Here is a 24,941-nt window from a genome sequence, read left to right as displayed (position 1 = left end):
TTACTAAGCATCAACAAGTTACCGCTCTTTAATTAGTCCTAACTAGATTCAAGAACTATTTAAGTACACGTTATGAATAATAGCGTGTACTTTTTTTTGGGCATTCATATGAGTTAAAATTCAACTTACTTAAAGCTCAAATTAATCCCAATAGTGGCTAACTTCTTTTGTTCGGCATATAAGTCTTGTATTAATAATTCGCTGCGTTGAATTGTTTCTTTATCCAGCTCTTTGCGCTGCGAAAACTTAATGGTCAAATCAGCTTGTTGCGCTTTAACTTTTATTTGTTGGTTGCTGCTGGATGTTCGGCCTAAATTAAACAATACAGCGAGACGCAGAAGAGTTAATAAGCGAGTAAAAGCTTGGCGCTGAATCTCATCAGCTATCGTTATTGCAGGATAGTTTAGTTTTTTTCGATGATTGCCTACAAGCAAGGATAACATTTGCTGTTGTTGCTGGTTAAAACCCGGTAAGTCACTATTTTCGAGAATGTAACTTCCGTGCTTATGGTGTGATTTTGAATTAATCGAAATGCCAATTTCGTGGAGCTGACAAGCGCCTTCCAGTAACCAACGATAATCTGCTAATTGCCATGAATTACTGACTTGCTCAAATAAGGTTAAAGCAGTTTTAGTCACCTTAGATGCTTGGTTAACATCAGCATGATATAGCTGAGCCAAACTCGATAATGTGCGTTGCCTAATATCATCTTGTTGTTCAATCTTGGCAAGCTCATAGAGGACACCTTCTCGAAGGGCACCTTTTGCAGCTTGCAAATGTTCAATTCCCAATTGCCGAAAAAAACTGATTAAGATAGCTAAACCTGCAGCAAGAAGAGGGATCCTTCTTTCATCTAGTAGCTCGAATTCAAGCTTGTCGATACTACCGACATTGATGAGGTGTTTCTTTAACGCTAAAAGGTTTTTACTGGTTATACCTTTGCCATTATCAGTCACTTCACTGATGGCGAGAGTGATAGCTTTTGCTGAGCCTGAACTCCCTAACACGAGTGACCAATCTTGGTTAAAATAAACTTGGCTTAAGCCTGAAAATTGCTTATCTGCAGCTTGAATAGCTTGTTTAAACGCTTCTTTTGTAAGGTGTCCATTCACAAAAAAGCGTTTGTTATAACTGACGCAGCCACATTTTAAACTGGCTAAGTGTTTAGCGCGTTTTTCATTACCCACAATCACTTCTGTTGAGCCACCACCAATATCGATAACTATATTTTTTTGTTCAAGCACTTGGCTGTGGGCGATACCGGTATAAATTAACCGCGCTTCTTCATGACCTGAAACAACATTAATTGGGTAGGGCAGCACTTTGCGGGCTGCGGTTAAAAATGATTGGCGATTTTTGGCTACCCGTAAGGTGTGTGTGGCGACAATTTTGACTTGAGCTTTCGCTAAGTTTGAAAAACGCTGACTAAAGTCTTTAAGACATTGAACGCCATTTTCGATTGCAACTTCTGCTAACACATTGTGATTATCAAGGTATTTGGCTAGTTGCACTTGGCGTTTTTCTTTATGTAACACTTGCAAAAGCCCGTCTTGTTCACGTGCAATAACTAAATGAAAACTATTTGACCCCATGTCGATAGCGACAAAATGTTGCGAGTCTTGTGCAATAACATCAGCCAATTTAAGCCTCTTGTGGTAATTCTGCTTGGTTCTTATTGTTATGTTTGACTGCTAATGCAGTTTTTACTTTCTTTTCGTAGCTATTAAGGTATTGATGAATAGCAACTTGACTACGAAGTTTGCGTTTGTTTCCTCTAGGGTTATAGCGATTATCATGCTGCTGATTAATCACCCTAGACTTAGTATTATCTTTAAATTGCAATGAAAGTATAGCAATAACCATTTGTTTTAACTGCTTATCGTATACTGGGGTTGAGACTTCAATTCGTTCGTCAATATTACGCGTCATCCAGTCAGAGGAGCCAATAAACAGTTTTTGTTCGTCGCCAGCATGGAACAACATCACCCGTGAATGCTCTAAATAACGATCGATAATACTATAAACCTTAATGTTGTCACTTTGCCCAGGTATTTGCGGGATCAAGCTGCACATGCCACGGATAAGCATAGTGATTTTGACACCGGCATTCGAGGCTTCATATAGCTTATTAATCATGATGTCATCCACCAAATTATTCAGTTTTAGCTGAATACTGGCAGGCTTGTTTTGTTTAGCTTGTACAATTTCATCATCGATTAAGCTTAAAAAGCGTGTTCGCGAGTTATAAGGCGAGACGATGAGATGATTAAATTCGTCTTTACGGTAAGGCCTTTCAATTAAATCAAAGACTTGTTTGACTTCACCTGCAATATCTTGATTGGCGGTAAACAACGAAAAGTCAGTATAAAAACGGGCTGTTCCTTCGTTAAAGTTACCTGAACCTATGTGGCAATAATACTGGGTTTGACCATGCTCTTTACGGCCAATGAGGCATAGTTTTGAATGGACTTTTAAACTCGGAATACCATGATGCACAGTCACTCCGGCTTCAGCTAAGTGCCGAGTCCAGTTAATGTTTGATTCCTCATCAAAACGGGCTCTAAGTTCAATGATTGCGGTCACTTGTTTACCATTTTTAACGGCATCAATCAGTGACTGCATAATGTGGCTTTTCTTCGCTACTCGATAAAGGTTAATTTTAATAAATTTAACTGCTGGATCATAAGCGGCTTGTCTGACTAATTCAGTAAAATGAGAAAACTTATGATACGGGTAATTAAGCATAATATCTTTATGCCTAATTGCATCAAAACTGTTGTCAAACGCTAAAAACTGACTGCTATCAATGGGGTGAAGCTTCTCGTTTACCAGTTTTTTTCGACTTGGATTGGGGAAGTCCATAAAGTCTTTGAAGCTATGATATCGGCCGCCCGGCACAAGACACTCTGTAGAGCTGATATGCAAGTGTGACTTTAGCATTTCTAGCATATCTACAGGCATATTGCGGTCATATACTAGCCTCACGGGTTGAGCATTTAAACGTTTTTTAATCCCTTTTGTCATTCGTTCAAGTGTTGTTTGTTCAAGCTCATTACTGATGTTGTAATCCGCATCTCGGGTCATTTTCATTGAGAAAACTTGAATGGTATCGAACTCAAAAAAAGGTCTAAATAAATCATCAATACAGTGACGTATAATATTATCTAGCAATATTAAGTGTTTAATTTTTGATGTTTTTTCAGTTGGTAGTTCTAAAAATCGAGGTACATTCTTATTGGGCACTTCTACCAAAGCGTACTCTTTATTATCGCCCGATTGCAGGCTAGCGACTAAGTAAGTAGTCCCATCAACTAAGTGCTGCACTAAATCACTTTCATCGGTGACGATATGGGGTGCTATATGACGCTTTAATTGATTTTTAAAGTACTTCTTAAGCCAGGCACTGTGAAACTCACTCAGTTGAGTCTCGTTAATTAAAAAGATATTACAGCGGGCTAACTCTTTCATTAATACAGGATAAATTTGATCAAACTTCTCTTGTAAGTCGAAAACTTTTTCCTGAATTTTGTTCATTAATTGCTGGTACTTAAGTTGTTTAGAACTGATACCAGAAACGAGTATCGCTCGTCTCACTGCAGCGACTCTGACCTGAAAAAACTCATCCATGTTACTTGAAAAAATCCCTAAGAACCTCACTCGCTCAATGAGTGGTACAGAAGCATCATAAGCTTCCTGTAATACACGTTCATTAAATGACAACCAAGACAGTTCTTTATCAACGAATTTTAGATGACGGGATTCAGTCACATTTTGCTCCTGCAAAGCATCGCGGTAATACTTTCATAAAAGCCATAATCGAATGGTGCGAAAATAATACGGTAGGGTGGAATAGCTAATTCACTGTTTAATATGAATAAAGTTCAAAAGGTATTTTAATGCAGTAATATGACAATTTTGTGATGTTATTGAGGCGAACACTGTTTTCAGTAAATTCAATAGTGCAACAAATTGATTAAGCAAATTAAACCAATTGATGAAATTGTCAGCTAAATAACAGTGAACACTAAACTTTATAAGATCCGATATAAAGCTTGTGTTATTTTTAGCATTGATTTGAAATTTTGAGTGGTAAGAAATGTTTATTGGGTTTGATTATGGCAGTGCAAACTGTTCTGTTGGCGTAGAAAAAAATGGTGAAGTGAGTTTAATTCCAATAAATGGTGATAGTCATTTTTTATCCTCTACCTTATATGCAATGGATAGAGAGTTGATTGCTGAAGCGGTATATCAACGCATTGCACCAGAACTTCAGCCAGAATTTGCCCAGTTACGTTCATCACAATTAAGCCGTGCACGCCAAGTTCGCCATGAATTAGATATTTACCCTGACGAACAAGTGGTTTTTGTTGGGCCTGAAGCGATTGACGCATACCTGGAATTACCTGATGAAGGTTTTTATGTCCGGTCGCCAAAATCATTTCTTGGCGCCAGTGGTTTACGTCCAGAACAAGTTGCTTTGTTTGAAGATATCGTGACATTGATGATGCTAGAGGTTATGTCCCGTGCAAACAAATTAATTAATGAACCGATTACGCAAGCAGTTATTGGCCGACCTGTTAACTTTCAAGGTATTGGTGGTGAGCAAAGTAATCAGCAAGCACAAACGATATTAGAAACGGCCGCAAAACGAGCTGGATTCACCGAAGTACGTTTTTTGTTTGAGCCAATGGCAGCAGCGATGGATTATGAAGCCTCCATGGATAGCAATCAAACCGTGTTAGTTGTGGATGTGGGAGGCGGTACTACTGATTGCTCTATGGTGAAAATGGGACCAGAGCGTCAGCATAAAACCGATCGCTCAGATGATGTTCTTGGTCACAGTGGTCAACGTGTTGGCGGTAATGATTTAGATATTGCCGTTGCCATGAACTGTTTTATGCCGCATCTTGGTTTAGGCTCGAAACTAAAAAATAACTTAACAGTGCCTCGCCAACCATTTTGGAATGGGGTTGCTGTGAATGACATAAGTGCGCAGCGTGAATTTAGCGCATTGTCTACTGCTAAGTTGATTGATGAACTAATCAAGGATGCACAACAGCCACAATTACTGACTCGACTAAAATCCTTAAGGTTGCACCAAATGAGTTATCAGTTTGTGCGTCAAGCTGAGCAATCAAAAATTGGGTTATCCTCAGCCTCAACCTATGCTGCAGACTTAACGTTTATAGAGCCAGAATTTGACGTCACTGTTAATCAAAATGAGTTTGAAATCGCTGTTGAGCAACCCATTGCTAAGTTAGTCACTATTATGAAGCAAGCGGTAGATGAAGCTGGTGTGTTACCTGATGTTGTTTATGTCACAGGCGGGACGGCAAAAAGTCCGGTGATACATCAATGCATTGCTGATCAGTTTACTGGTGCAGATATTGTTGTTGGCGATCACTTTGGCAGTGTTACCAGTGGGTTAGTGCGCTGGGCAAGCAAAGAATTTAACTCTTAAGGAAAAGTCGCTTTATGTTTTCTCAATCAAGCTTATTTTTAAACAAAAAACTATCGTCAGCCTTACTGATTGTTGCAACAAGTTTCCTCACAATGAGCTGTAGTGATGATGTGGGTAAAGTCAGTTTAGGGGTGTTTACCACTAAAGATATTAAGCTCAATATGATGGTTGATCCCATTGTGACTGGGGTAACTTGTCATGTGGCAAGTATTGAAGCTGATTTAAGCTTTTCAGACCCATCAGATTCAGCTATTTCATGCCGCCAAACGGGTGAAATCACACCGGAAATGATTGCCGGTATTGATATGTCAGCATCGGGTGAAATTGTTTTTAAAAAGTCGAAAAGTATCTTTTTTAAGACGATGAAAATACGTCGTATCTTTGATAAAGAAAACCAAACGTTAATGTATGTGTCGTACTCAACCAAAGAGACATCAGGTAGTTATAAGCACAGCCTATCTACAGTACCTTTATGGGGAACCAAAGCGTACAGGAAAGCACAACCTGCTATTTAGTCTAGCTTTGTATAGCATTAACTGGCTTGTATTGACTCGATTTAGTGTCGACATTTGAAAATAACATTCAGATAAATAGCGTCGATGATGGCTATTAGACACTAATTGTTAGATATAAACATTAACGACTAGCAATGAGCTATTAAGCATTATCTGATAGTCGCTAATGAGTAAATATCAAATAACATGCTTAAGGCGAAGATTCTATACTCAAACCTAAGGCATGAATCTGTTTTCTGTTAAATACATGAGTGAGGGTATATGGACTGTCCCTATTGCAAAACGAGTATTGCTAGCGGCGCAGTAAAATGCGCTGCCTGTTTATCTTTTTTATCAGGGCATACGTGCCCAGACTGCAGCCATACCTTGCCTGAAGGGGCTAAAGTATGCGGATATTGCCATTATCGTTTTAGCCAAATAAGTGTTGATGTGACACAAATATCCATGCATTTTACTGCAGAAGTACTTGCTTCATTATTGTTTCGTTTCCGTTTGTTGCCGCAAGAAATCATTACCGATGAAGATAAAATTACCATTAACTCACCGGGGATATTTCGTCTTTGGAATAATACTGACGAAGTGCCTTGGAATAAGATTGCTGGATTCAATTATCGAAGTGGGATCATCTGGGATAAAATTGAAATAGAAACACGTGGCCAAAAACCGAGTATCATTCTTGGGTTATCGAAACAAAATAGTGATGAGTTACGTAAAGTCCTGCAATCAGTTGTGAATGCAAATTAGCCAAATTAGCCAAATTGATCTTTGTTTAATTTACACAATGTTCATCAGGTTTAGTACGGGCTGTTACTTACCCAAAACGATGTCAAAGTTAAACGATGTCAAAGTTAGAACAACAGATATATTTTACACGTTAGTATACAGGTGTATTATTATAAGCTGTGTTTATTGTAGAGTGTCATAATGCAACTTATCCCGTTATTAAATCAACCTCGAGTCCATTGACGAGCTTAATGTTAAGTAAATCATTTTATTATTTAATATTAGCTTGAGGTTATATATGCATGAAAAACACTGGTCTAGATTTCAGTTGTTACATGATGTCGTGACTAACTCCAATATCACAATAAAGGGAACACATAGCTATTATAGTGATAGTTGGGATAATGGTTTTGAAGAGTCGGTTGTCAGGTATTTACACGGTGATGAAATCAGTCGTCATTGGGAGCCTAGATGGGAAATTGATAAGCTCCATATTGGTGATTACGTTTGTATTGGCGCTGAGGCCGTCATTTTGATGGGAGGAAATCACACTCATCGAACTGATTGGTTTTGCTTGTACCCATTTATGAATTACATCGATGAAGCTTACATTGGTAAAGGCGATACTTATATTCATGATGGTGTATGGATCGGCATGCGAGCCATGGTAATGCCAGGTGTCAGTATTGGTGAAGGTGCTGTCGTTGCTGCGAATAGCGTAGTAACGAAAGATGTTGCTCCTTATAGTATTGTTGGTGGCTCTCCAGCCAAATTAGTTAAATATCGTTTTGAGCCTGCTATCATCGAAGAGCTGACACTGCTCAACATTTATGATTGGCCTGCTGAAAAGTTTGAAACGTTAAAAAGGTATTTATGTGCATCAGATATACAGCAATTAAAGGCGAAAGCACTAGATTATGATGCTAATAAAAGTATTTCTTAAGATACTTGCTGGTTGAAATGCTGCCATATTGCTGGTGGAATAATGGTTGAAACCGGTAAAGCTTCACTCATTTAATAAAAAGGCCAAACAAAGTATGTTTGGCCTTTTTGTATTTTCGCTAACATTTTTAAACTAAATTGACGAATTAACGTTTGGCTTCCACTTCTGCATAACGCTCAAAAGCGGCGGTTAAGTCTGCAATTAAATCTTCAGGATCTTCTAAACCAATATGCAACCTGATAAGTGGTTTGCTGCTATCCCATTGAGTGGCGGTTCTCAGTTTATTAATACCAAAAACACCAAGGATGAGGCTTTCATAACCCCCCCATGAAAAGCCCATTTTAAAGTGGCGCATATTTTCTACAAATGCAGTGACCGAAGCTAAGTTACCTTGTTTTAATACGAACGAGAATAAACCGTTACCACCACTAAAATCACGTTCAAAAAATTCATGGCCAGGACAAGTATCAAAGGCTGGATGACGGAGATGATCCACTTCTGGACGGCTTGCTAACCAATTAGCGACTATACGTGCATTTTTATCATGTTGAGCCATGCGTACGCCCAAAGTACGTAATCCTCGAGCAGCCATATAAACATCATCTGGCGAGGTGGTTTGTCCCATCAAATAGCTATTTTCACGCAATTGTTCCCAATGTGCTTCATTAGCTGTCGCTGTTCCCATCATGACATCAGAGTGACCAACAATGTACTTGGTTGCAGCTTGGATTGAAATATCGACGCCCATCTCAAATGGACGTGAGTTGATTGGCGATGCCCAAGTATTATCAAGCATTACCACAATATCATGTTCATGGGCTATACGACTTAATGTCGGTACATCTTGAATCTCCATAGTGATTGATCCTGGAGATTCTAAGAACAAAACTTTGGTATTAGGCTGAATAAGTTCTTTGATGCCTTCGCCAATTAATGGATCGTAGTAGGTGGTCTCAATTCCAAAGCCTGCCAGTAACTTATTACACAGGTCTCGTGTTGGCTCATAAGCACTGTCGACCATAAGTAAGTGATCGCCACTTTTTAGAAATGATAATAAAGCACCACTAATAGCGCCTGAACCAGAAGGGTATAATGCAGTGCCGACACCACCTTCAAGCTCACTTATTGCTTGCTGGAATGAGAAGTGAGTCGGTGTTCCACGTCTACCATAAAACATTTCACCATTAGTTTTGTTTTTTATCGCAAAACGCATGTCATCCATCGTGTCAAAAACGACAGTAGATGCACGAAATACAGGCGGATTAATAATGCCCTTAGTGTACTTTTTGTCTCGGCCAACACTGACAATTTGAGTGGCTAATTTATCTTGCTGGTGACTCATAAATGCATTCCCAATCTTTACAAGGTGATAGGCGTATTTGATATTTTAGCCATCCTAACATCTATACGGCTAAAATAAAGTTATTTTACTTCAGTTACAGGGAAGGTGAGTGTGAAAGTAACTCCCGTTCCATCTGCAAGGTTTTCAGCTTTTATTGTCCCTTTATGGAACTCAGTAATTAGTCTGCCAATGTATAGGCCTAATCCTAAGTGTGGCTTACTTTGCACCCCTTGAGGACGGATCGATACCATTGATTCGAAAATTTGCTCACTCATGTTGACTGGCAGTAACGGTCCTTTATTGGTTACTTTTAAGGTAGCGATTTTGCCAGATAAGGTTAACGATACTTGTATGGTATCTTGAGTGCTAAACTCAATAGCATTATTAATTAATTTATCCATCAATTGCGCTATGTACTCGGGCACGCCATTCATCATCATTTGGTTAGTCGCAATGTCGATTGCAAATTCGTTGTCTGGATAAGTATATTGATAGCCTTGCATACAACCACTGACAACCTGTTGCAGCGGAAATTCACTGCGCTCGGCGTGGGACAAACTTGCTTCTAGCCGCGTGGCTTCGCTTAAGTTATTTAAGATTAAATGTAGGCGGCTAACGCCTTCTTGAGCACGATTAACGTATTTTTCACTTGCTGGTTCAAGTGGCTGCAAGCTTAAATGCTCAAGTGAAGATCGAACAACAGCAACAGGTGTTCTAAGCTCATGAGATAAGCGAGATGACATGTTTTCAAGGTAGTGAGTATATTGGCCTAATCGTCCGACAATATTGGCAAAACTTCGTGATAAATCCCCAATCTCATCACGGGTTTTAGAAGGCACAATTTGCTGTCTAACTCTGCCTTGGCTATCGATGGCTTGCTCTGACTGATCTCGTAACTTACGTATGCGGCTAGAAATACTTGATGCGAAAATAAATAAGGCAAGTGTACCCATGCTCATAATCGTTAAGATGACATTAAATAGCTTTTCTAATGCACGGTTACGCAATGTACGAATGCCATGCGTGGTTTCTTCTGCAATGACAGCACCCATCACTTTATCATCAATCCAAATAGGGCTCGCAGCAGCCAATACCACCGCTTTATTGTCAGGCGTTAAACGCCAAGTTGAGCCTCGTTTGCCATTTAATGCCTGTTGAATATGACTACCGCTTAGTTCGGTAGAGTCTTGCAACGAGTCGACAAAGTCCTGTGGCGGCTTGGTAAGGATTTTATAATAAAGTGGTAATAAGTAATCTTTTTTAAACTGACTCCAAGCGCTACTGGTTTGAGTTTCAGCTAAACTGGATGACCAAACATTATTATTGGCACGGATATCTCCAGATTTTGCTAACACTCTGCCATGGTTATCGACGACCCAAATCCGAGAGCTGTTATGGCTCATCCCCTTAATGATATTTTCAATTTCTGGTGATGGCACCAGTACCGTACCAAGATGGGCAACTGAATCGATGGCTGAGGTACCAATTATCGTATTTACTGTGCGAGTTTTAATATCATCGACATTGTATATTGCAAAACCAAGCTTGCTTCCCACCATAGATAACGGCAAGCGAAACTCGACATTGTAACCTTCAGCAGTACTTAACCATTGACCTTGGATACGGATCTCTGGAGTAACAGGCATGGATAAAGTGGGATCTTGCGGTAGCTCAAACGCACTTAACCAACCATCTTCTGTGTTGGCAATAATATAACGACGAAATTGTCCATCTGGCGCTTGTGTAGCGATGACTAAATGATCGTTCTTGTCGACCCGTAAACTATTTTTATTACGAAATACCACGTGCTTGTCATTGACTTGAAAAAAGCCATATAAATACCCAGCATATTTACCCACCATGTGCGTAAAGTGAATATCGACTGGTTGGTTTTCATTTCGATTAAAGATCACGTGCTCATTAGAGTAGTTAATCATTCGATGTTGGTATTGCTGCCAATCGTGCAGCTTACCATCTAATTGGATTGGACCAGAAAGCGGGTAGGCGTATAAGTCACGACCTTTTTCAACCTGACTTAAAAAGCTGGCTTGATGATTAAACAGCTTTGGCCGTTCATGTAAGGCGGTGGCTAAAGCTTGAGTTGTACCTTCAAGGGTTTTTTCCTGACCGTGACGTAAGTACTTTTCCATTTCCCATACATACTCGTACCCAAGCCAAGGTAAGCACAGCAAAAATAGCGATAAAATGACAACTTTGGCCCTTAGTCCAATGGGAATATTAAACATTAATTGACACTGTCCCAGCGATAGCCCATGCCGTAAACCGTATCAATACAATCAAAGTCTTTGTCGGCACTAATAAATTTTTTACGGATCCGTTTAACGTGAGAAGTAATTGTACTGTCATCTACAAATATCTTAGCTTCTTGCATTAAATCTTGGCGACTTCTGACATGACCAGGGTGTTTCGCCATGGCGTGTACCATCCAAAATTCAGTCACCGTGAGCTCAATCGGTTGTTGATTCCAATACACTTGAATACGATTACCATCAATGGTTAACGCGCCGTGTTCAATTAAATTATCTTCTACGTTGGCTGCGCCGATAAGTTCTGAACGTCTAAACAATGCAGCAATACGTGCGATTAAATGCGGGAAGCTAACATCTTTTGATAAATAATCATCAGCGCCTAAACGTAAACCACAGACAGTATCAAAATCGCTGTCTCTAGCGGTTAAAAAAATGATCGGTAAACTGCTAGACATTGAACGTAGTGACTGACATAAAGTAAAGCCACCGTCGATTTCACTCTCTAGGCCAATATCAATGATGGCTAGATCTGGTAATCGAGCATTAAATGCCAGCATCGCAGCAGGTCGGTTGGCATATCCCTGTACGCTGTAGCCCTGTTGCTGCAATAACTCTTTGTAGTTTTCTCTAATAGCGACTTCATCTTCAACGATGGCGATTCTTTTCATCTATTTAATCTTTGTTTTGGCTTATATGGCTGACTATACATGATTTTAACTGCAAAAAAATCGCCTCAGACACATTGCCATATTGTTGCCACATTTCATCTGCACATTGCCACTTTTATGCCCTGAGGTTGCCATTTCTGAGGTGTTTAATAGTGACATCAACTTAACGACACGCAGTAAACAAGTTGTTGAGTTCATTAATCACATTAAAACACTGAAAGGAAAATATCATGAAAAAACAACTAATCGCCATCGCTATCATCAGCAGTCTTTCTTTTTCAAATGTGTCACTAGCAGATGATGTTAATCATTTCGATGCAAGCGCCTATGACAATGATAACGCTAATACTGAGTTGGTAGTGAAGGGTGAGGAAAGAGAGCACACAGAAGAATTGGTTGGTCTCACATCAGGTGCTGTACTTGGTGCTGTCGTTGGTGGACCCGTTGGCGCCATCATTGGAGCATTCGCAGGTACGTTAATTGGTAAAACTGTCGGTGACGATACCGAAATTCAGTCGCAAAAAGAGTTATTAGCTCAACAGAAATTATCTATCGAAATGCAAACCTCAGAGCTTACTGCATTACATGAAAAGCAGCAGTCGCTTGCTGAGGTGACAGATGAATACCTTCATGTTCAAGCTCAGCTCTCTGACTTAAAAGCGGCGCAACAGCAGCAATTACAAGAATTAGCGATTGGCTTAAATGTTCAGTTTAAAACGGGCTCTTCGACCATTGAACCTCATTTTGAGCAACAACTTGATGATGTGGCGTATTTGATGGCGTTATCACCGGAATTAAAACTGGATTTAACCGGATATGCCGATAGACGTGGAGACAGTAAATTTAATCAAGCTCTGTCAGAGCAGCGATTAATAGAAGTGACAAGTTACTTAGTGAGTCAAGGTGTGTCAGCAGAGCGATTACATTCTCAAGCATATGGTGCTTCAGCGCCATTACATGAGCAACAAAGCTTTGAAAATGACTTTTTTGACCGAAGAGTGACATTAAAAGTTATGCCTGTAGGTGAAGCATTAGCTGCCAACTAATTTACCTACTTCATTATCGCCTTGAGCAAGGTGCCATTAGGTATTGGTTTAGGGCGATATTGAATTCATGGAGAGAGCAAATGAAAGGTATCAACTCAAAAGCACACTGCTACGCCATTGCCGATAAGGCATGCCTGTCAGGTTATGAATCTAATAAGCCAACTCCTAGTGATAGAAGTTGTAACAACTGTGGTCAATCAATACTCGGCTACAGCGTATCTGCATCTGTGTTACTTGGACTAATGGTTTTAAGTGTATTGTTTCCTGTTTATGCCATGGCTACATCGGTTACAACTGATCTCGAAACGGTGATTCCGATTGAAAGTCGGTATCAAGAAGTCACCCAAGGAGTACTACGTTATCAGCAAGGTGGTCAACAGTATGAAAGCTTGCCGTTAAGCACGGATGTAACAATGAATGTTTCTGGCTGGACAAATAGGGTGAGTGTTAAGCAAACCTTTATGAATAATTCGTCTGAGTGGATAAATGGCAGTTATGTGTTTCCTTTATCTCATAACAGTGCCGTAGACAGTATGCGCTTAATTATTGGCGATCGTAGTATTGAAGGTGTTATTCAGCCTAAAAAGCAAGCAAAAGCTAATTTTGAAAAGGCAAAATCTCAAGGTAAAAGAGCAAGTTTAGTGAGCCAGCAACGGCCCAATATTTTTACCACTGAGATCGCGAATTTGGGCCCTAGCGAAACTGCAATTGTGGAGATCACTTATCAAGAGAAGCTGAATTATAAAGAAGGCATGTTTAGCTTACGCTTTCCTATGACGATTACCCCCCGTTATACACCGGCGCGTTTACAACGACAAGATAGCCAACAAGGCTTGGCGTCATCAGCCGAAAAAAGTAACGCGGACATTAAACAGCATTCTTATTTGTCTTATCAATCTCTTTCGAGCAAGTTGCCTGATATCGTCACTCGTTACTTACCTGAATATTTCATTGACGAAACTCAGTCTGAAATCTTGTCCGACCCATACTTGCAGCAAGACTTGAATGTGGGGCTGGAAGAGTCAAATCATAACGCATTAATGGTGAATATGACGGTAAATTTAGATGCGGGTTTTGATGTGAAAGCAGAGGCTATAACAAGTCCCTACCACAAGATCGCTAAGGTGCGACAAGCAGCTCAAGTTCAGTCGTTTTCGAATCATCAGCAATGGCTTGTTTCGTTTGCCAAGCCAGAAAAAGCGAATAAAGATTTTGTGCTTCAATGGCGGGCAGAGCATCAAGAGTCTTATCAACCAATCGCTGCAGTATTTTCTCAGCAGGGCCAAACCCATCAGAAGAAGACTGATTCGGCTAACTCAAAAAATGATAATTCACCTCATGTATCTGGACTGAAAGATGTTCAATATGATCTTGTGATGCTATCGCCGCCACTGATAAGTGAAAAGCATACTGAAGATACCTCACATACACCCAGAGAGTTAATTCTAGTGATTGATACCTCTGGTTCGATGCAGGGTGCTGCGCTTTCACAAGCTAAGCAATCTATCCTCTATGCATTAGCTGGGTTAAGGGCTCAAGATAAGTTTAATATTTATGAGTTTAATCATAATGTTAATCGGCTATCTCAGCAGTCTCTCGCTGGCACAAGTAGTAATATTGGCCGTGCGCATCAGTTTGTAAAAGGGTTGCAAGCCAATGGCGGAACTGAAATTGGCAAAGCCTTATCTGCGGCGTTACAGGTTGAGCAAGCACAAGCAGTATCTGATATAAGCCACTTTTTAAGACAAGTTATTTTTATTACCGATGGCGCAGTGAGTAATGAACATGGCATTTTTCAACAGATTGAAGCGGAGTTAGGACAAAGCCGTTTATTTACAGTCGGTATTGGCGCTGCTCCAAATTCTTACTTTATGGAGCGCGCGGCTTTATTTGGTCGAGGTACGTTTACTTATATTGGTAATACTTCAGAAGTGAACCAAAAAATAACTAAGTTAATGGCAAAAATTGAAAAACCAGTTGCCACCAATGTTTCTTTGACGTATGCCGATGGGACAATACCAGATTATTGGCCAGCACAAATTCCTGATTTGTACACAAATGAGCCCATATTGGTCAGTGTTAAGTCGCCAGCTTACAATCAACAAGACTTTATTGTATCGGGTTATACCCAAGGTCAGTACTGGCAAAAACAGATTAAACGTCAGGACAATACCTCTGCAAGTCACAATGCTAGTGGGCTAGATTTGCTGTGGGCTAATGCACAAATTCAGGCTATTGAAGCAACTCGCACACAAGCGAATCAGCAGCGGATTAAAAAACAAGTTGAAGCGCTTGGTATGAAGTATCACTTAGTGACTTCACAAACGAGTTTGGTTGCCATTGATACTACACCGGTTAAACCTATGGCAGAGATGGCCGCGCAAAAACAAGTGAAGAGACATCTGCCAGCAGGAAGAAATCAATCAGTAGGAGTGCTTCCACAAACCGCAACCTCAAGTCGTTTGAATGTGCTAATTGGGCTTAGTCTGTTACTGATAGCCTTATTAAATGCTTGTTGGTTAAAAGGGTATTTACCAGGTCAGAAATTGATATTACCGAAGAAACCTAATGAGGAGGCTTGCTTATGATTTCTATGAAATGGATTATTCCTTGCAGTGTAGCCTTGATTGGGCTGAGTTTTTTATCACATGGAGCGTATATGCAAATTAAAGCAAACTTTGCGCAATTTCTTATTGAACAAGCGTGGACTAAAACCTTAGCCGATCAGCGTCCTCATAAACCTTGGCGCTGGGCTGACACACATCCAGTTGGGAAGCTTAAACTCTTTGCTGATAAAGAACATGATTTTTACCCAATTGGTCAGCCTATGTTTGTACTAGCAGGTGCTTCTGGCAGAAACCTCGCTTTTGGTCCTAGTTTATTGCTTAATGGAGCTGGGATTGGTGAGCAGGGTAATACCATCATTGCGGGGCATAGAGATACCCACTTTCTGCCTTTACAAAATGTCAAAAGAGGCGACATTGTTGAGCTACAAACATCCCAAGGCGTGTTACAGCAATACCTTATCGTAAGTACCGATATTGTTCACGAAACACAAACCGAGGTGTTAGATATGACAACGGATAATCAATTAACCTTGATTACATGCTATCCATTTGAAGATTTATCAGCCAACAGTGATTATCGTTATGTGGTGACGGCTAAAAAAGTCAACGGCAGTCATCGCCTAATTTGAGATTGGCATGACCCTGTTTCTACCTAGCCTTTTAGCTTCATATAGTAGAGTGTCTGCACTTTCAATCAGTTGACTACTTGTTTGCTTGTGCTTCCATTCGCTAACCCCAAAAGACGCAGTAATGTTATCAATGCGAGCTTCACTACGGCGGTCTTTTACACTGAGTTTTTCTATTGAACGGCGCATTGCTTCTGCAAGTTGTCTTGCTACGCGTTGTTGGCTATTGGGGATAATTACTGCAAATTCTTCACCGCCAAATCGATAGAGTTTTACACCATCTCGACAAGATTCTTGTAAGCGTTTAGCGACCACTTTAAGTACTAAATCCCCTAGCTGGTGGCCGTAAGTGTCATTAAACTGCTTGAAGTGATCAATATCAATTAGGATTAAACAAGCTCCATTGGGCGACTGATTGACCAACGCAGAAATGTCATCATCAAATGCACGCCGATTTAATGCTTCTGTTAATGCGTCATAAAGCACATCTTTTTCGGTTTCCGCTAGACGTTGTTTTAAGGCATTGATTTCTGATTGTGCTTTATCAAGCTGCTGGGTAAAACTGGTTGTACTTGAATGAATGTTTGCAGATTCGCTGACGATATTTTTGACAACTTTTATCACTTGTTCCAACGAAAAGCCTTGATTTTCCAGTTCTGCTAATTTGCTGAATTCTTTTTGGATTTTTGTTTGAAAAGTGGTTGTATCGTGGTTGGTGTCTTTAAGAGATTGAGACAGTTCGCAAACCATTGCATCTAGGTTCTGGCGCATGCTTCTTACGTCTAATTCAACAGGATCGGCAATATGTTGTCGATATAGTAACTCGCTCGAAGTCGGAGAGTACTGTTGGTTTTGTGCAATCGTAGCATCAAGCGCAATGTTTAATTTTGGATTAGACTCTGAAACGTAAGCATACCAGAGAGCATAATTGGTTGGCGTGGTAGGGATGCTATGTTTTAGCATCAATGGGACAGCTTTTTTTAAATTTAATGCCGCTGTTTTCAGTAGCTCGTTAGACATTTAATCCCTCATCTCTGATACATCACTTAGCGAATTAAGGCAGGAGTTTAAAACGTTGTACTAATTTTAGGCCAAGCTGAATTAAATACAATTTGGCCAATGAGGGCTTAGTTTTCTTGAACGCGTTCAACTTGCTAAATGATTTAAAAATAACGTCAAACTCAGCACCCTAAGATAGAGTGCTCAATTTATATTAAAAAGAATAAGATACCGCAAACATTGGGCCAGTGAAACTGTAATTAATATTATAATCAAAGGTTCTAAATTCAGTGTCTAAGATACTACGAGATTGCTCAATATCAACATCAACATCATAATAATTATAGGCTAATGATAAATGCCAGTTCTCACAAATAATAGCTTGAACCCCAGCTCGAATATCAACTAAAGAACCTTTTACATTGTCATATTTTATCGCAAAGTATTGTGCATGAGCATTAAATACCCAGCCAGGGTAAAACTCATAACTTCCGTAAACACCTACATCAGGTAACGGAGCGGTAAGGGCATTATCAACAATACGAGGGGTAAAAGTTGCTGTGTCACACAAGGCATTTGGATCGCTTCGGCTTTCACATAAGCCTATATTGCCTTCAAATACGGTTTCAACAAACATTGTATGTAAGCCGATTGAAGCACCCACTGTATAATTATCACCTTCCCAAATGTCGTAGCCATAGCCTAATCGAAGAATATCAATATTTAAGGTTGTCGAAATTTTGGCTTCACCATCAATTAAAAAATTATCATCGTTATCACCAAACTCAGGGATTTCGATATCAAATCCTAATTGAGGTGTATCTGCGTTACGGTGCAGTGACTTCCAGTCAAGATAGATATTGTGGCGGTCGTTAAAACTATATGTGAATTCAAAAAAAGGCAGGAATTGATCTTCAGTAAGTAGCAGATCATCTTCGAAATCTAATAAATAATAACTATTAGTATCTTTGGCGCTTTTAACAAGCATTGTGGAGTCGGAACTGGCATAAAAAGCACCTATGGTGAATTTATACTCATCTGCATTAACATGGCCAGAAAAACTGGCTGCAGCTAAAAGTCCTACGAAGGCTTGCTTTAACATTTATTCTCCGCACTTTAAAATTACTTAAATCAGTAAACTGTGCTTTTATTGTTATTGTTAATCAGGGTTATATCTTATTATGTAGTCATACTAACATTATGTAACTAAATGTGAAGCTTTTGTTGCTGTAAAAATGTAAAAATGAGAACTAAGATCACGATTTATTCGTATTAAACATTTGGCGGTAAAACTATAGAACTGCAAGCCTATTTTAAATTGTTTTATTTCAATGGTTTACGGTTATTGCTTGTCGGCTTTTTTTCATTGCTATTTATTTAGCTAGCACGTTTTAATCATCTTTAAATTAGCATTATTTAATGTGTCAGAAGAACTTTAAATGTCATCTTTTTGACTGCACGTTAACAAATATGTAACGAGCAAGGTGTGGAGAAATATACCCCAAATGGTTAAAGAAAAGCTGCTTCAACTAAGTCCTATACTTAAGTCATATGCGTAAATTAAATTTGATTACACGCTGCCATAATTTTGCTATAAAACGCGATTAGACTGTTTATGTTTTGTTAGACATTGAGTAAAAATCCATTATGGATACTGATTTATTAAAAACGTTTCTTGAAGTTTATCGTACTCGTCACTTTGGCAAGGCTGCTGATAACTTATATATCACCCGCAGTGCAGTCAGTTTTAGGCTAAAACAGCTTGAATCATTGCTAGGTGTTATTTTATTTGATCGTGAACGCAATAATATCAAACCAACTCCTGCGGGTGAGCGAATGTTAGCCCATGCTAATGCCGTATTAACTGCTCTGGAACGCGCCAAGCAAGATGTTTCCTTAATAGAGCAGCACAGTGTTCAGTTGTCGATAGGCATGGGTCATAATATTTGGGAAAGTTATTTAAAAACGGCAATACAACCTTTATATAAAACTGAACACGGCCTGTCGCTTCGTACTGATGTGATTACTTCAGCTGTGATGGCAAAAAAGATGGCAGAAACGACACTGGACATCGCATTAAGCTTCGATCCTTTCCATATTGATGGCATTGATACAATTACCTTAAGCCAAGTAAATTTATTACTTGTTTCCACTCAAGCTAATTTGCATATCTCTGATTTGGCTCTTTCGCACTATGTCAAAGTGGATTGGGGCACTGCTTTTAATATTACTCATGCACAAGAGTTAACAGCACTTCCATTACCCGTTTTGCATACGAGTTCAGCGCAAATTGCCCATGACTTTATTATCCAAAATAAAGGGTGTGCATTTTTACCTGAAGTTATGGTGACAGAGGATATTGCCTGCGGCAAATTGCATCGAGTTTGTGATGTGAAAGAAATCCGGCGCCACGTTTATGCATCCTATGCGCTAACAAGTGAGCGAATGAATGAAATTGAAAAAGTTATTGGTTTATTAAACCGTATTGCATGAAAGCCTGAACACATTATGGCTGAACCGCTAAATTGTGAATAGGTTAAAGCAGGTAAGCATGAGTTAAAATCCCTATCCAAGTCAGTCCACATAATAATAAACTGAGAAATACTGCTGCAGAGGCAACATCTTTTGCTTGGCCGCTTAGTGGGTGAATTTCATCGCTAATGCGATCGACCACGGCTTCTATCGCTGAGTTAAGTAGTTCAGTTATCAGTACAATAAATAGTGTCATGATCATGAGGATTTTTTCAATCACACTGACATCGACTATTAAAGCGATGGGAACAAGGCAAAGACATAATATTAGTTCTTGTCTAAAAGCAGCTTCGTTTCTCCAAGCGCTGGTTAACCCTTTAAATGAAAAACCTGTTGCTCGTATGATGCGTTTAATACCGTGATTATTAGTGGGTTTCATAGGTGACCTAATTATTGATGATATGTCCTAAACCTTTAGCATTGTAAGCTAAATAAGCAAATCAGCCATATTTGACTAAACTGTATTTGAATCATTAATCATTTTAAATATTGGTTTTTAAAATGGTTAGTATAATCAATGAGTTCAATAAATAAAGAACCGTAAAATAAGTACGATAGGATATTGCCACCACCATCACTCAAATTAGCAAGGATGCTACTATGTTTCGATTTATATTGTCAGTCTTAATTGTGTTTATGGCTTTGCTGATTTCAGATGCCGTAGATGCTAATAATAAGCCCGCGCTCCAACTCGCTATGCGTTACCAAACCGACACCGATGTTACTCAATACTTGATCAGTGAAAAGCTTGATGGAGTAAGAGGCTATTGGGATGGAAATCAAATGCTGTCGCGTTCGGGAAGAGTCATGATTTTACCCGATTGGTTTACTGCAGATTTCCCCAAAACAGCATTAGATGGAGAACTTTGGATTAAGCAAGGTGAATTTGATGCGGTATCAGCGTTAGCTCGCAGTTCACATTCACATCATGCTGAGTGGAAGTTGGTAAAATATATGATTTTTGACTTGCCAGAGCATGGGGGGATGTTTGTTGAGCGCGTAAATGCAATGCAACAAATAGCCTTAGAAAGCAGATATATTGAGGCGATAGAGCAACAGGAGCTTGTCTCTACAGCGCAATTAATGGCTCAACTTGATCATGTTATTGCAAACAATGGTGAAGGGTTAATGCTTCATCTTAAATCTGGGTATTATCAAATTGGCCGCAGTCAGAATATTGTAAAGTTAAAACCTAAATATGATGCTGAAGCGCGAGTTATTGGTTTTAATGAAGGCAAAGGAAAGTTCGAAGGCTTGATGGGGTCACTTAAGGTTGAAATGCCAAATGGAAAACAATTTAATCTTGGTTCTGGTTTTTCTAATGAGCTACGACGTAATCCGCCTCCTTTGGGCGCTATTATTACTTATCAATATTTAGGACTCACTAAAAATGGCATTCCACGGTTCGCTCATTTTCTGCGTGTTAGAGAGTCACAATAACAATAACAATAACAATAACAATAACAATAACAATAACAATAACAATAACAATAACAAGAATAATGAATAAGTATGAGCAATAGAGTTTATGTTTAGGTTTATATAGAATTGAGCCGTTAACACGGTGAGGAGTAATTTAGTGAGCTTGACTAATACACGTAACGTTACCAGTAAAGTGGATTTCAGCAAGATAAAATCGGTTTTGTTTGTCTGTCTAGGTAATATTTGCCGCTCACCCAGCGCTGAAGCGGTGTTTCGTTCGCAGGCTAAATCATTTTCATTAACGGTAGAAATTGATTCGGCGGGGACAGCTGCATATCATCAAGGCAATCCACCAGATCCTCGCTCTATAGCAGCAGGTGAGAAGAGAGGATTAGATTTTACCAATATGCAGGCGCGGCAAGTACTCGATAGCGACTTTGAACACTTTGATTTAATACTTGCGGCAGACAAGAATAATCTAAATGACTTACTGAGGCGTTGTCCTGCTCAATATCAACATAAACTGCAGTTGATATTATCTTTTACAGATACGGAAGGGGAAGCAAGGGAAGTGCCTGATCCTTACTATGGTGGCGAGCAAGGTTTTGAATTAGTTCTTGATTTGCTTGAAGCGAGTTTAAGTCAGTTGGCAAAGAAAATGTTGTAAACAAGATGTTTTAAAATAAAGGCTTACCGAGTGGTAAGCCTTTTTTGTTCGTTAACCTTGTTGGTGTCGCTTGCCTGAGCGTTTTAGCTTTTCTTGTTCAAGTTTTTGTTGCTTTAACGCCTCTTTTTCAGCTAATAGTCTAGCGACTTCGGCTTTTTCAACTTCTGCCATTTCAGGCGTTTCTAGTGTTAGTAAACCTGTTTTTCCTGAGCGGAATTCATGCAGTAATAATTCAGACGCCTTATGTAAATCGATACGGCCACCAGGTCTAAGTGCACCACGTTTACGGCCAATCGCTTCGAGTAATTCTATATCGGTTTCCGGAAGCTCGGCGAGCTTGTATCGCTCGCAAATCGCTATAGGATAAGCTTGTAAGAAATATTCTGCCGCAAACATAGCAACATCTTCGTATTCCATTGCGGTATCTTTAATGGCACCGGTTACTGCCAAGCGGTAACTACTTGATTCATTGTCAACTTTTGGCCATAAGATGCCTGGCGTGTCTGATAGTACAATGCCATTTTTGAGATTAATACGCTGCTGACGTTTAGTCACAGCGGGCTCATTACCGGTTTTAGCGATAGTTCTGCCAGCCAGTGTGTTGATAATGGTTGATTTTCCGACGTTTGGGATCCCCATAATCATCGTACGTATATCTTTTTCTACTTTGTCTCGAGCTGGTACTAATTTACGACAAATATCAGGAATGCTCTTAACTTGACCTGGTTGAAGCGTGGTAATGGCTGTTGCTTTAACGCCTTGCTCTTGTTCAAGGTATTCAATCCAGCGAGCAGTGACTTCAGGATCGGCTAAGTCAGATTTATTGAGTAATTTGATACATGGCTTATCGCCCCTTAACGTTGACACCATAGGGTTTTCGCTACTGTATGGAATACGTGCATCTAAAACCTCGATGACAAGATCGACTTGAGGCATTGCCTCTTCAATCTCTTTACGAGCTTTGTGCATGTGTCCTGGGTACCATTGAATTGCCATGAGTTTGCCTTTTTTAAACCACTACTTACAAGGGGGGCATATTCTACCTTGTTATGCCTCTAAAAGATAAAAAAAAGCGCCAAAAGACGCTTTAAACTGCTTGGAAACGTTAACAAACTTAAATTACACCAAGTTCTCTTAATCTTTCCATTAAATAACTGTCTGCAGTATAGCGTTCAGAAAGCACAACTTCAGGGTTAGGATGTAAAAATAGTGGCAAAGAGATCCTTGATTTAGTTTTATCAGTGCCTTCTGGATTGATCACACGATGCGATGTCGAAGGGTAATAACCACCAGAGGCTTCTTGTAGCATGTCGCCGATATTAATAATGATATTACCAAAGTCACTTGGGACATCAATCCAAGTATCGTCCTTGGTTTGAACCTGCAATCCTGGTTCATTCGCTGCTGGTAAGACAGTGATAAGGTTAATATCTTCATGGGCTGCTGCTCGGATTGCACCCAGTTCTTCATCACCTAACATTGGTGGATAGTGCAACACTCTTAATAATGTCTTTTGACTATCTTCAATCATTTTAGGTAAAGGAATAGAGAAGTGCTTGGCGACGTCCTCAGGCGCATACTGTTCAATCCAGCCGAGTAGTTCAGCGGCGAGCTGATTTGCATGTTTATAGTAAGCAAGAATATTCTGTTTTAATGATTCAGGAATACGACCCCAAGGGTATACGTGAAAATATTCTTTGATATCTTTTACTGTATGTCCTTTTGCCGTTTCAGATATTGATACTGGGAAAAAGCCATCTTGGGTTTCAGGTTTAAACAGAAAATCCTGTTTTTGTTCTGATTGAAAAAACTCATACCATTCTTTATAGATGGTTTCTACGAGCTCTTTGCTAATAGGGTGATTTGATAAAACACCAAATCCGGTCTCACGTAATGACTCAACAAATTGCTTTGCGCAATCTTCTGAGCGGTAATCAATGGTTTCTAATTTCATATTTTCTACTTATTGTTTTATTTGACCCATGCTGATTTTAACCTTGGTCACACTTTGTCGCAATTTTTTGAAGTAAAAACAGGTCTAATAAGTCGAATTAGTGATCTTTATTCGGCATACTGCCATATCTGAAAAATTGCTTTAAAGTATGAAGGTCTAGATTGAAGTTAGGACGATGCAAATGAACGAATTAACTGAGTTTGAAAAGTATGTCATTGAGCAAAAAGGAACTGAACGTCCATTTAGTGGAGAGTACGTCAATCATGATGCAGAAGGCTTGTACTTATGTAAAAAATGCTTAAACCCATTATATAAAAGCGAATTTAAATTTAATGCTTACTGTGGATGGCCAGCATTTGATGACGAAATTCACGGTGCTATAGATAGAACGCTGGATGCTGATGGTCAACGCACAGAAATTACCTGCCACGAATGCGGTGGCCATCTTGGCCATGTTTTTAAAGGCGAAATGTTAACGGGTAAAAATACACGTCATTGTGTCAATTCAACTTCGATGGTGTTTAAAAGCAAAGAAGAAATTGAAAATGAACGTTCAGCAAAAGCAAAGTCGATGGAGCTAGCAACTTTCGGTGCTGGCTGTTTTTGGTGTATCGAAGCGATATTCCAACGTCTAGACGGTGTTGAATCTGTAATTTCTGGCTATAGCGGCGGTGGAACTGAAGATGCGCATTATGAAGCGGTCACCAGTGGAACTACTGGCCACGCAGAGGTTGTTCAAGTGACTTATGATCCTAGCGTGATAAGTTATCAAACATTACTTGCAGTATTTTTTGCGATTCATGATCCGACGACATTAAATCGTCAAGGCAATGATAAAGGCCCTCAATATCGTTCGGTTATTTTTACTCATGATGCCAAACAAGTTGATGCTGCGACTATTGCTATCAGTAAACTGATTCAGCAAGGTATTTGGCCTAAACCTATTGTGACAGAAGTAACAATGTTTGAAGCGTTTTATCAAGCAGAGAGTTTTCATGAAAATTATTTTGCCAATAATGCAGAGCAGCCCTATTGCCAAATTTTAATTAAGCCTAAGTTCGAACAAGCGATGAAACAGTTTGAGGCTATATTAAAAAAGTAAGTAAAGATGCCGGTTTTTAATATTTCAATAAAGTATTAACATAAAAAAAAGGCGAACTGAATAGTTCGCCTTTTTTATGTATAAATTTGTCCCGTCCTGAGATA

At 39.5% G+C, this 24,941-nt stretch carries 21 protein-coding genes; 11 read left to right on the top strand and 10 right to left on the bottom strand.

Features of this window, described 5'->3' with window-relative positions; genetic code table 11:
* Positions 1-125: 125 nt before the first annotated feature.
* Positions 126-1,640, bottom strand: a complete 1,515-nt coding sequence (locus AB4128_RS19755) for an exopolyphosphatase (RefSeq protein ID WP_372038708.1) — start codon at positions 1,638-1,640, stop codon at positions 126-128.
* Between the two features lies 1 nt (position 1,641).
* Positions 1,642-3,768 (bottom strand): polyphosphate kinase 1, encoded by a 2,127-nt coding sequence (gene ppk1, locus AB4128_RS19750; RefSeq protein WP_372038707.1) that lies wholly within the window; start codon positions 3,766-3,768, stop codon positions 1,642-1,644.
* A gap of 328 nt (positions 3,769-4,096) precedes the next feature.
* Between ppk1 and yegD the strand changes: the two genes are divergently transcribed.
* From yegD to AB4128_RS19730, 4 genes are all read left to right on the top strand, one after another.
* Positions 4,097-5,461: a molecular chaperone gene (gene yegD / locus AB4128_RS19745; RefSeq protein WP_372038706.1), complete on the top strand. Its 1,365-nt coding sequence runs from the start codon at positions 4,097-4,099 to the stop codon at positions 5,459-5,461.
* Positions 5,462-5,553: 92 nt separating this feature from the next.
* Positions 5,554-5,976 (top strand): CreA family protein, encoded by a 423-nt coding sequence (locus AB4128_RS19740; RefSeq protein ID WP_225442264.1) that lies wholly within the window; start codon positions 5,554-5,556, stop codon positions 5,974-5,976.
* Between the two features lie 261 nt (positions 5,977-6,237).
* Positions 6,238-6,720 (top strand): zinc ribbon domain-containing protein, encoded by a 483-nt coding sequence (locus tag AB4128_RS19735; RefSeq protein ID WP_055024400.1) that lies wholly within the window; start codon positions 6,238-6,240, stop codon positions 6,718-6,720.
* Between the two features lie 277 nt (positions 6,721-6,997).
* Positions 6,998-7,642 (top strand): CatB-related O-acetyltransferase, encoded by a 645-nt coding sequence (locus AB4128_RS19730; RefSeq protein WP_372038704.1) that lies wholly within the window; start codon positions 6,998-7,000, stop codon positions 7,640-7,642.
* A 145-nt stretch (positions 7,643-7,787) separates the two neighbouring features.
* Here AB4128_RS19730 and AB4128_RS19725 read toward each other — a convergent pair whose 3' ends face one another.
* The 3 genes from AB4128_RS19725 to pdsR all read right to left on the bottom strand — a co-directional run bounded on the left by AB4128_RS19725 (position 7,788) and on the right by pdsR (position 11,922).
* On the bottom strand, positions 7,788-8,984 hold the full coding sequence (locus AB4128_RS19725; protein WP_055024402.1) for a cystathionine beta-lyase: 1,197 nt from the start codon (positions 8,982-8,984) through the stop codon (positions 7,788-7,790).
* An 80-nt stretch (positions 8,985-9,064) separates the two neighbouring features.
* On the bottom strand, positions 9,065-11,230 hold the full coding sequence (pdsS, locus tag AB4128_RS19720; protein WP_372038703.1) for a proteobacterial dedicated sortase system histidine kinase: 2,166 nt from the start codon (positions 11,228-11,230) through the stop codon (positions 9,065-9,067).
* Positions 11,230-11,922 carry a proteobacterial dedicated sortase system response regulator gene (gene pdsR / locus AB4128_RS19715; RefSeq protein ID WP_055024404.1) on the bottom strand — a complete coding sequence of 231 codons (693 nt, stop codon included), beginning with the start codon at positions 11,920-11,922 and terminating at the stop codon, positions 11,230-11,232. Before pdsR ends, pdsS begins: the two co-directional genes overlap by 1 nt.
* A 230-nt stretch (positions 11,923-12,152) precedes the next feature.
* Between pdsR and pdsO the strand changes: the two genes are divergently transcribed.
* The 3 genes from pdsO to AB4128_RS19700 all read left to right on the top strand — a co-directional run bounded on the left by pdsO (position 12,153) and on the right by AB4128_RS19700 (position 16,164).
* Positions 12,153-12,968, top strand: coding sequence for a sortase-associated OmpA-like protein PdsO (pdsO, locus tag AB4128_RS19710; protein ID WP_372038702.1), 816 nt, complete (start codon positions 12,153-12,155; stop codon positions 12,966-12,968).
* Positions 12,969-13,048: 80 nt separating this feature from the next.
* Positions 13,049-15,556, top strand: coding sequence for a marine proteobacterial sortase target protein (locus tag AB4128_RS19705; protein ID WP_372038701.1), 2,508 nt, complete (start codon positions 13,049-13,051; stop codon positions 15,554-15,556).
* Positions 15,553-16,164 (top strand): class GN sortase, encoded by a 612-nt coding sequence (locus AB4128_RS19700; protein ID WP_055024407.1) that lies wholly within the window; start codon positions 15,553-15,555, stop codon positions 16,162-16,164. The genes AB4128_RS19705 and AB4128_RS19700 overlap by 4 nt, the downstream gene beginning before the upstream one ends.
* On the opposite strand, the gene AB4128_RS19695 is transcribed toward AB4128_RS19700, so the two are convergent.
* On the bottom strand, positions 16,156-17,181 hold the full coding sequence (locus AB4128_RS19695) for a GGDEF domain-containing protein (protein ID WP_372038700.1): 1,026 nt from the start codon (positions 17,179-17,181) through the stop codon (positions 16,156-16,158). The genes AB4128_RS19700 and AB4128_RS19695 overlap by 9 nt on opposite strands.
* Before the next feature lie 193 nt (positions 17,182-17,374).
* Complete coding sequence (locus tag AB4128_RS19690) at positions 17,375-18,262, bottom strand: hypothetical protein (RefSeq protein ID WP_055024409.1); 888 nt, start codon at positions 18,260-18,262, stop codon at positions 17,375-17,377.
* A 545-nt stretch (positions 18,263-18,807) separates the two neighbouring features.
* Between AB4128_RS19690 and AB4128_RS19685 the strand changes: the two genes are divergently transcribed.
* Positions 18,808-19,653, top strand: a complete 846-nt coding sequence (locus AB4128_RS19685) for a LysR family transcriptional regulator (protein WP_372038699.1) — start codon at positions 18,808-18,810, stop codon at positions 19,651-19,653.
* Positions 19,654-19,696: 43 nt separating this feature from the next.
* On the opposite strand, the gene AB4128_RS19680 is transcribed toward AB4128_RS19685, so the two are convergent.
* The gene (locus AB4128_RS19680; protein WP_055024411.1) at positions 19,697-20,071 is read right to left on the bottom strand and encodes a diacylglycerol kinase; all 375 of its coding nucleotides are present in this window, start codon (positions 20,069-20,071) and stop codon (positions 19,697-19,699) included.
* 221 nt (positions 20,072-20,292) lie between these two features.
* Between AB4128_RS19680 and AB4128_RS19675 the strand changes: the two genes are divergently transcribed.
* Both AB4128_RS19675 and AB4128_RS19670 read left to right on the top strand, forming a co-directional pair.
* On the top strand, positions 20,293-21,132 hold the full coding sequence (locus AB4128_RS19675) for a DNA ligase (RefSeq protein WP_372038697.1): 840 nt from the start codon (positions 20,293-20,295) through the stop codon (positions 21,130-21,132).
* Positions 21,133-21,307: 175 nt separating this feature from the next.
* The gene (locus AB4128_RS19670; protein WP_372038739.1) at positions 21,308-21,781 is read left to right on the top strand and encodes a low molecular weight protein-tyrosine-phosphatase; all 474 of its coding nucleotides are present in this window, start codon (positions 21,308-21,310) and stop codon (positions 21,779-21,781) included.
* A gap of 51 nt (positions 21,782-21,832) precedes the next feature.
* Here the strand turns inward: AB4128_RS19670 and ylqF are convergent, their stop codons facing one another.
* Positions 21,833-22,777, bottom strand: coding sequence for a ribosome biogenesis GTPase YlqF (ylqF, locus tag AB4128_RS19665; RefSeq protein ID WP_372038696.1), 945 nt, complete (start codon positions 22,775-22,777; stop codon positions 21,833-21,835).
* A 118-nt stretch (positions 22,778-22,895) separates the two neighbouring features.
* On the bottom strand, positions 22,896-23,735 hold the full coding sequence (locus tag AB4128_RS19660) for an isopenicillin N synthase family dioxygenase (protein WP_372038695.1): 840 nt from the start codon (positions 23,733-23,735) through the stop codon (positions 22,896-22,898).
* Between the two features lie 181 nt (positions 23,736-23,916).
* On the opposite strand from AB4128_RS19660, the gene AB4128_RS19655 reads away from it, so the two are divergent.
* The gene (locus AB4128_RS19655; protein WP_211030833.1) at positions 23,917-24,837 is read left to right on the top strand and encodes a bifunctional methionine sulfoxide reductase B/A protein; all 921 of its coding nucleotides are present in this window, start codon (positions 23,917-23,919) and stop codon (positions 24,835-24,837) included.
* The last annotated feature ends 104 nt before the right edge of the window (positions 24,838-24,941 follow it).

Origin of the sequence: Shewanella sp. 10N.286.52.A9, from assembly GCF_041468985.1 — a bacterium.
GTDB classification, from domain to species: domain Bacteria; phylum Pseudomonadota; class Gammaproteobacteria; order Enterobacterales; family Shewanellaceae; genus Shewanella; species Shewanella japonica.
The sequence above is the reverse complement of the archived record's forward strand: the minus strand, read 5'-3'. Positions and strand labels throughout refer to the sequence as shown.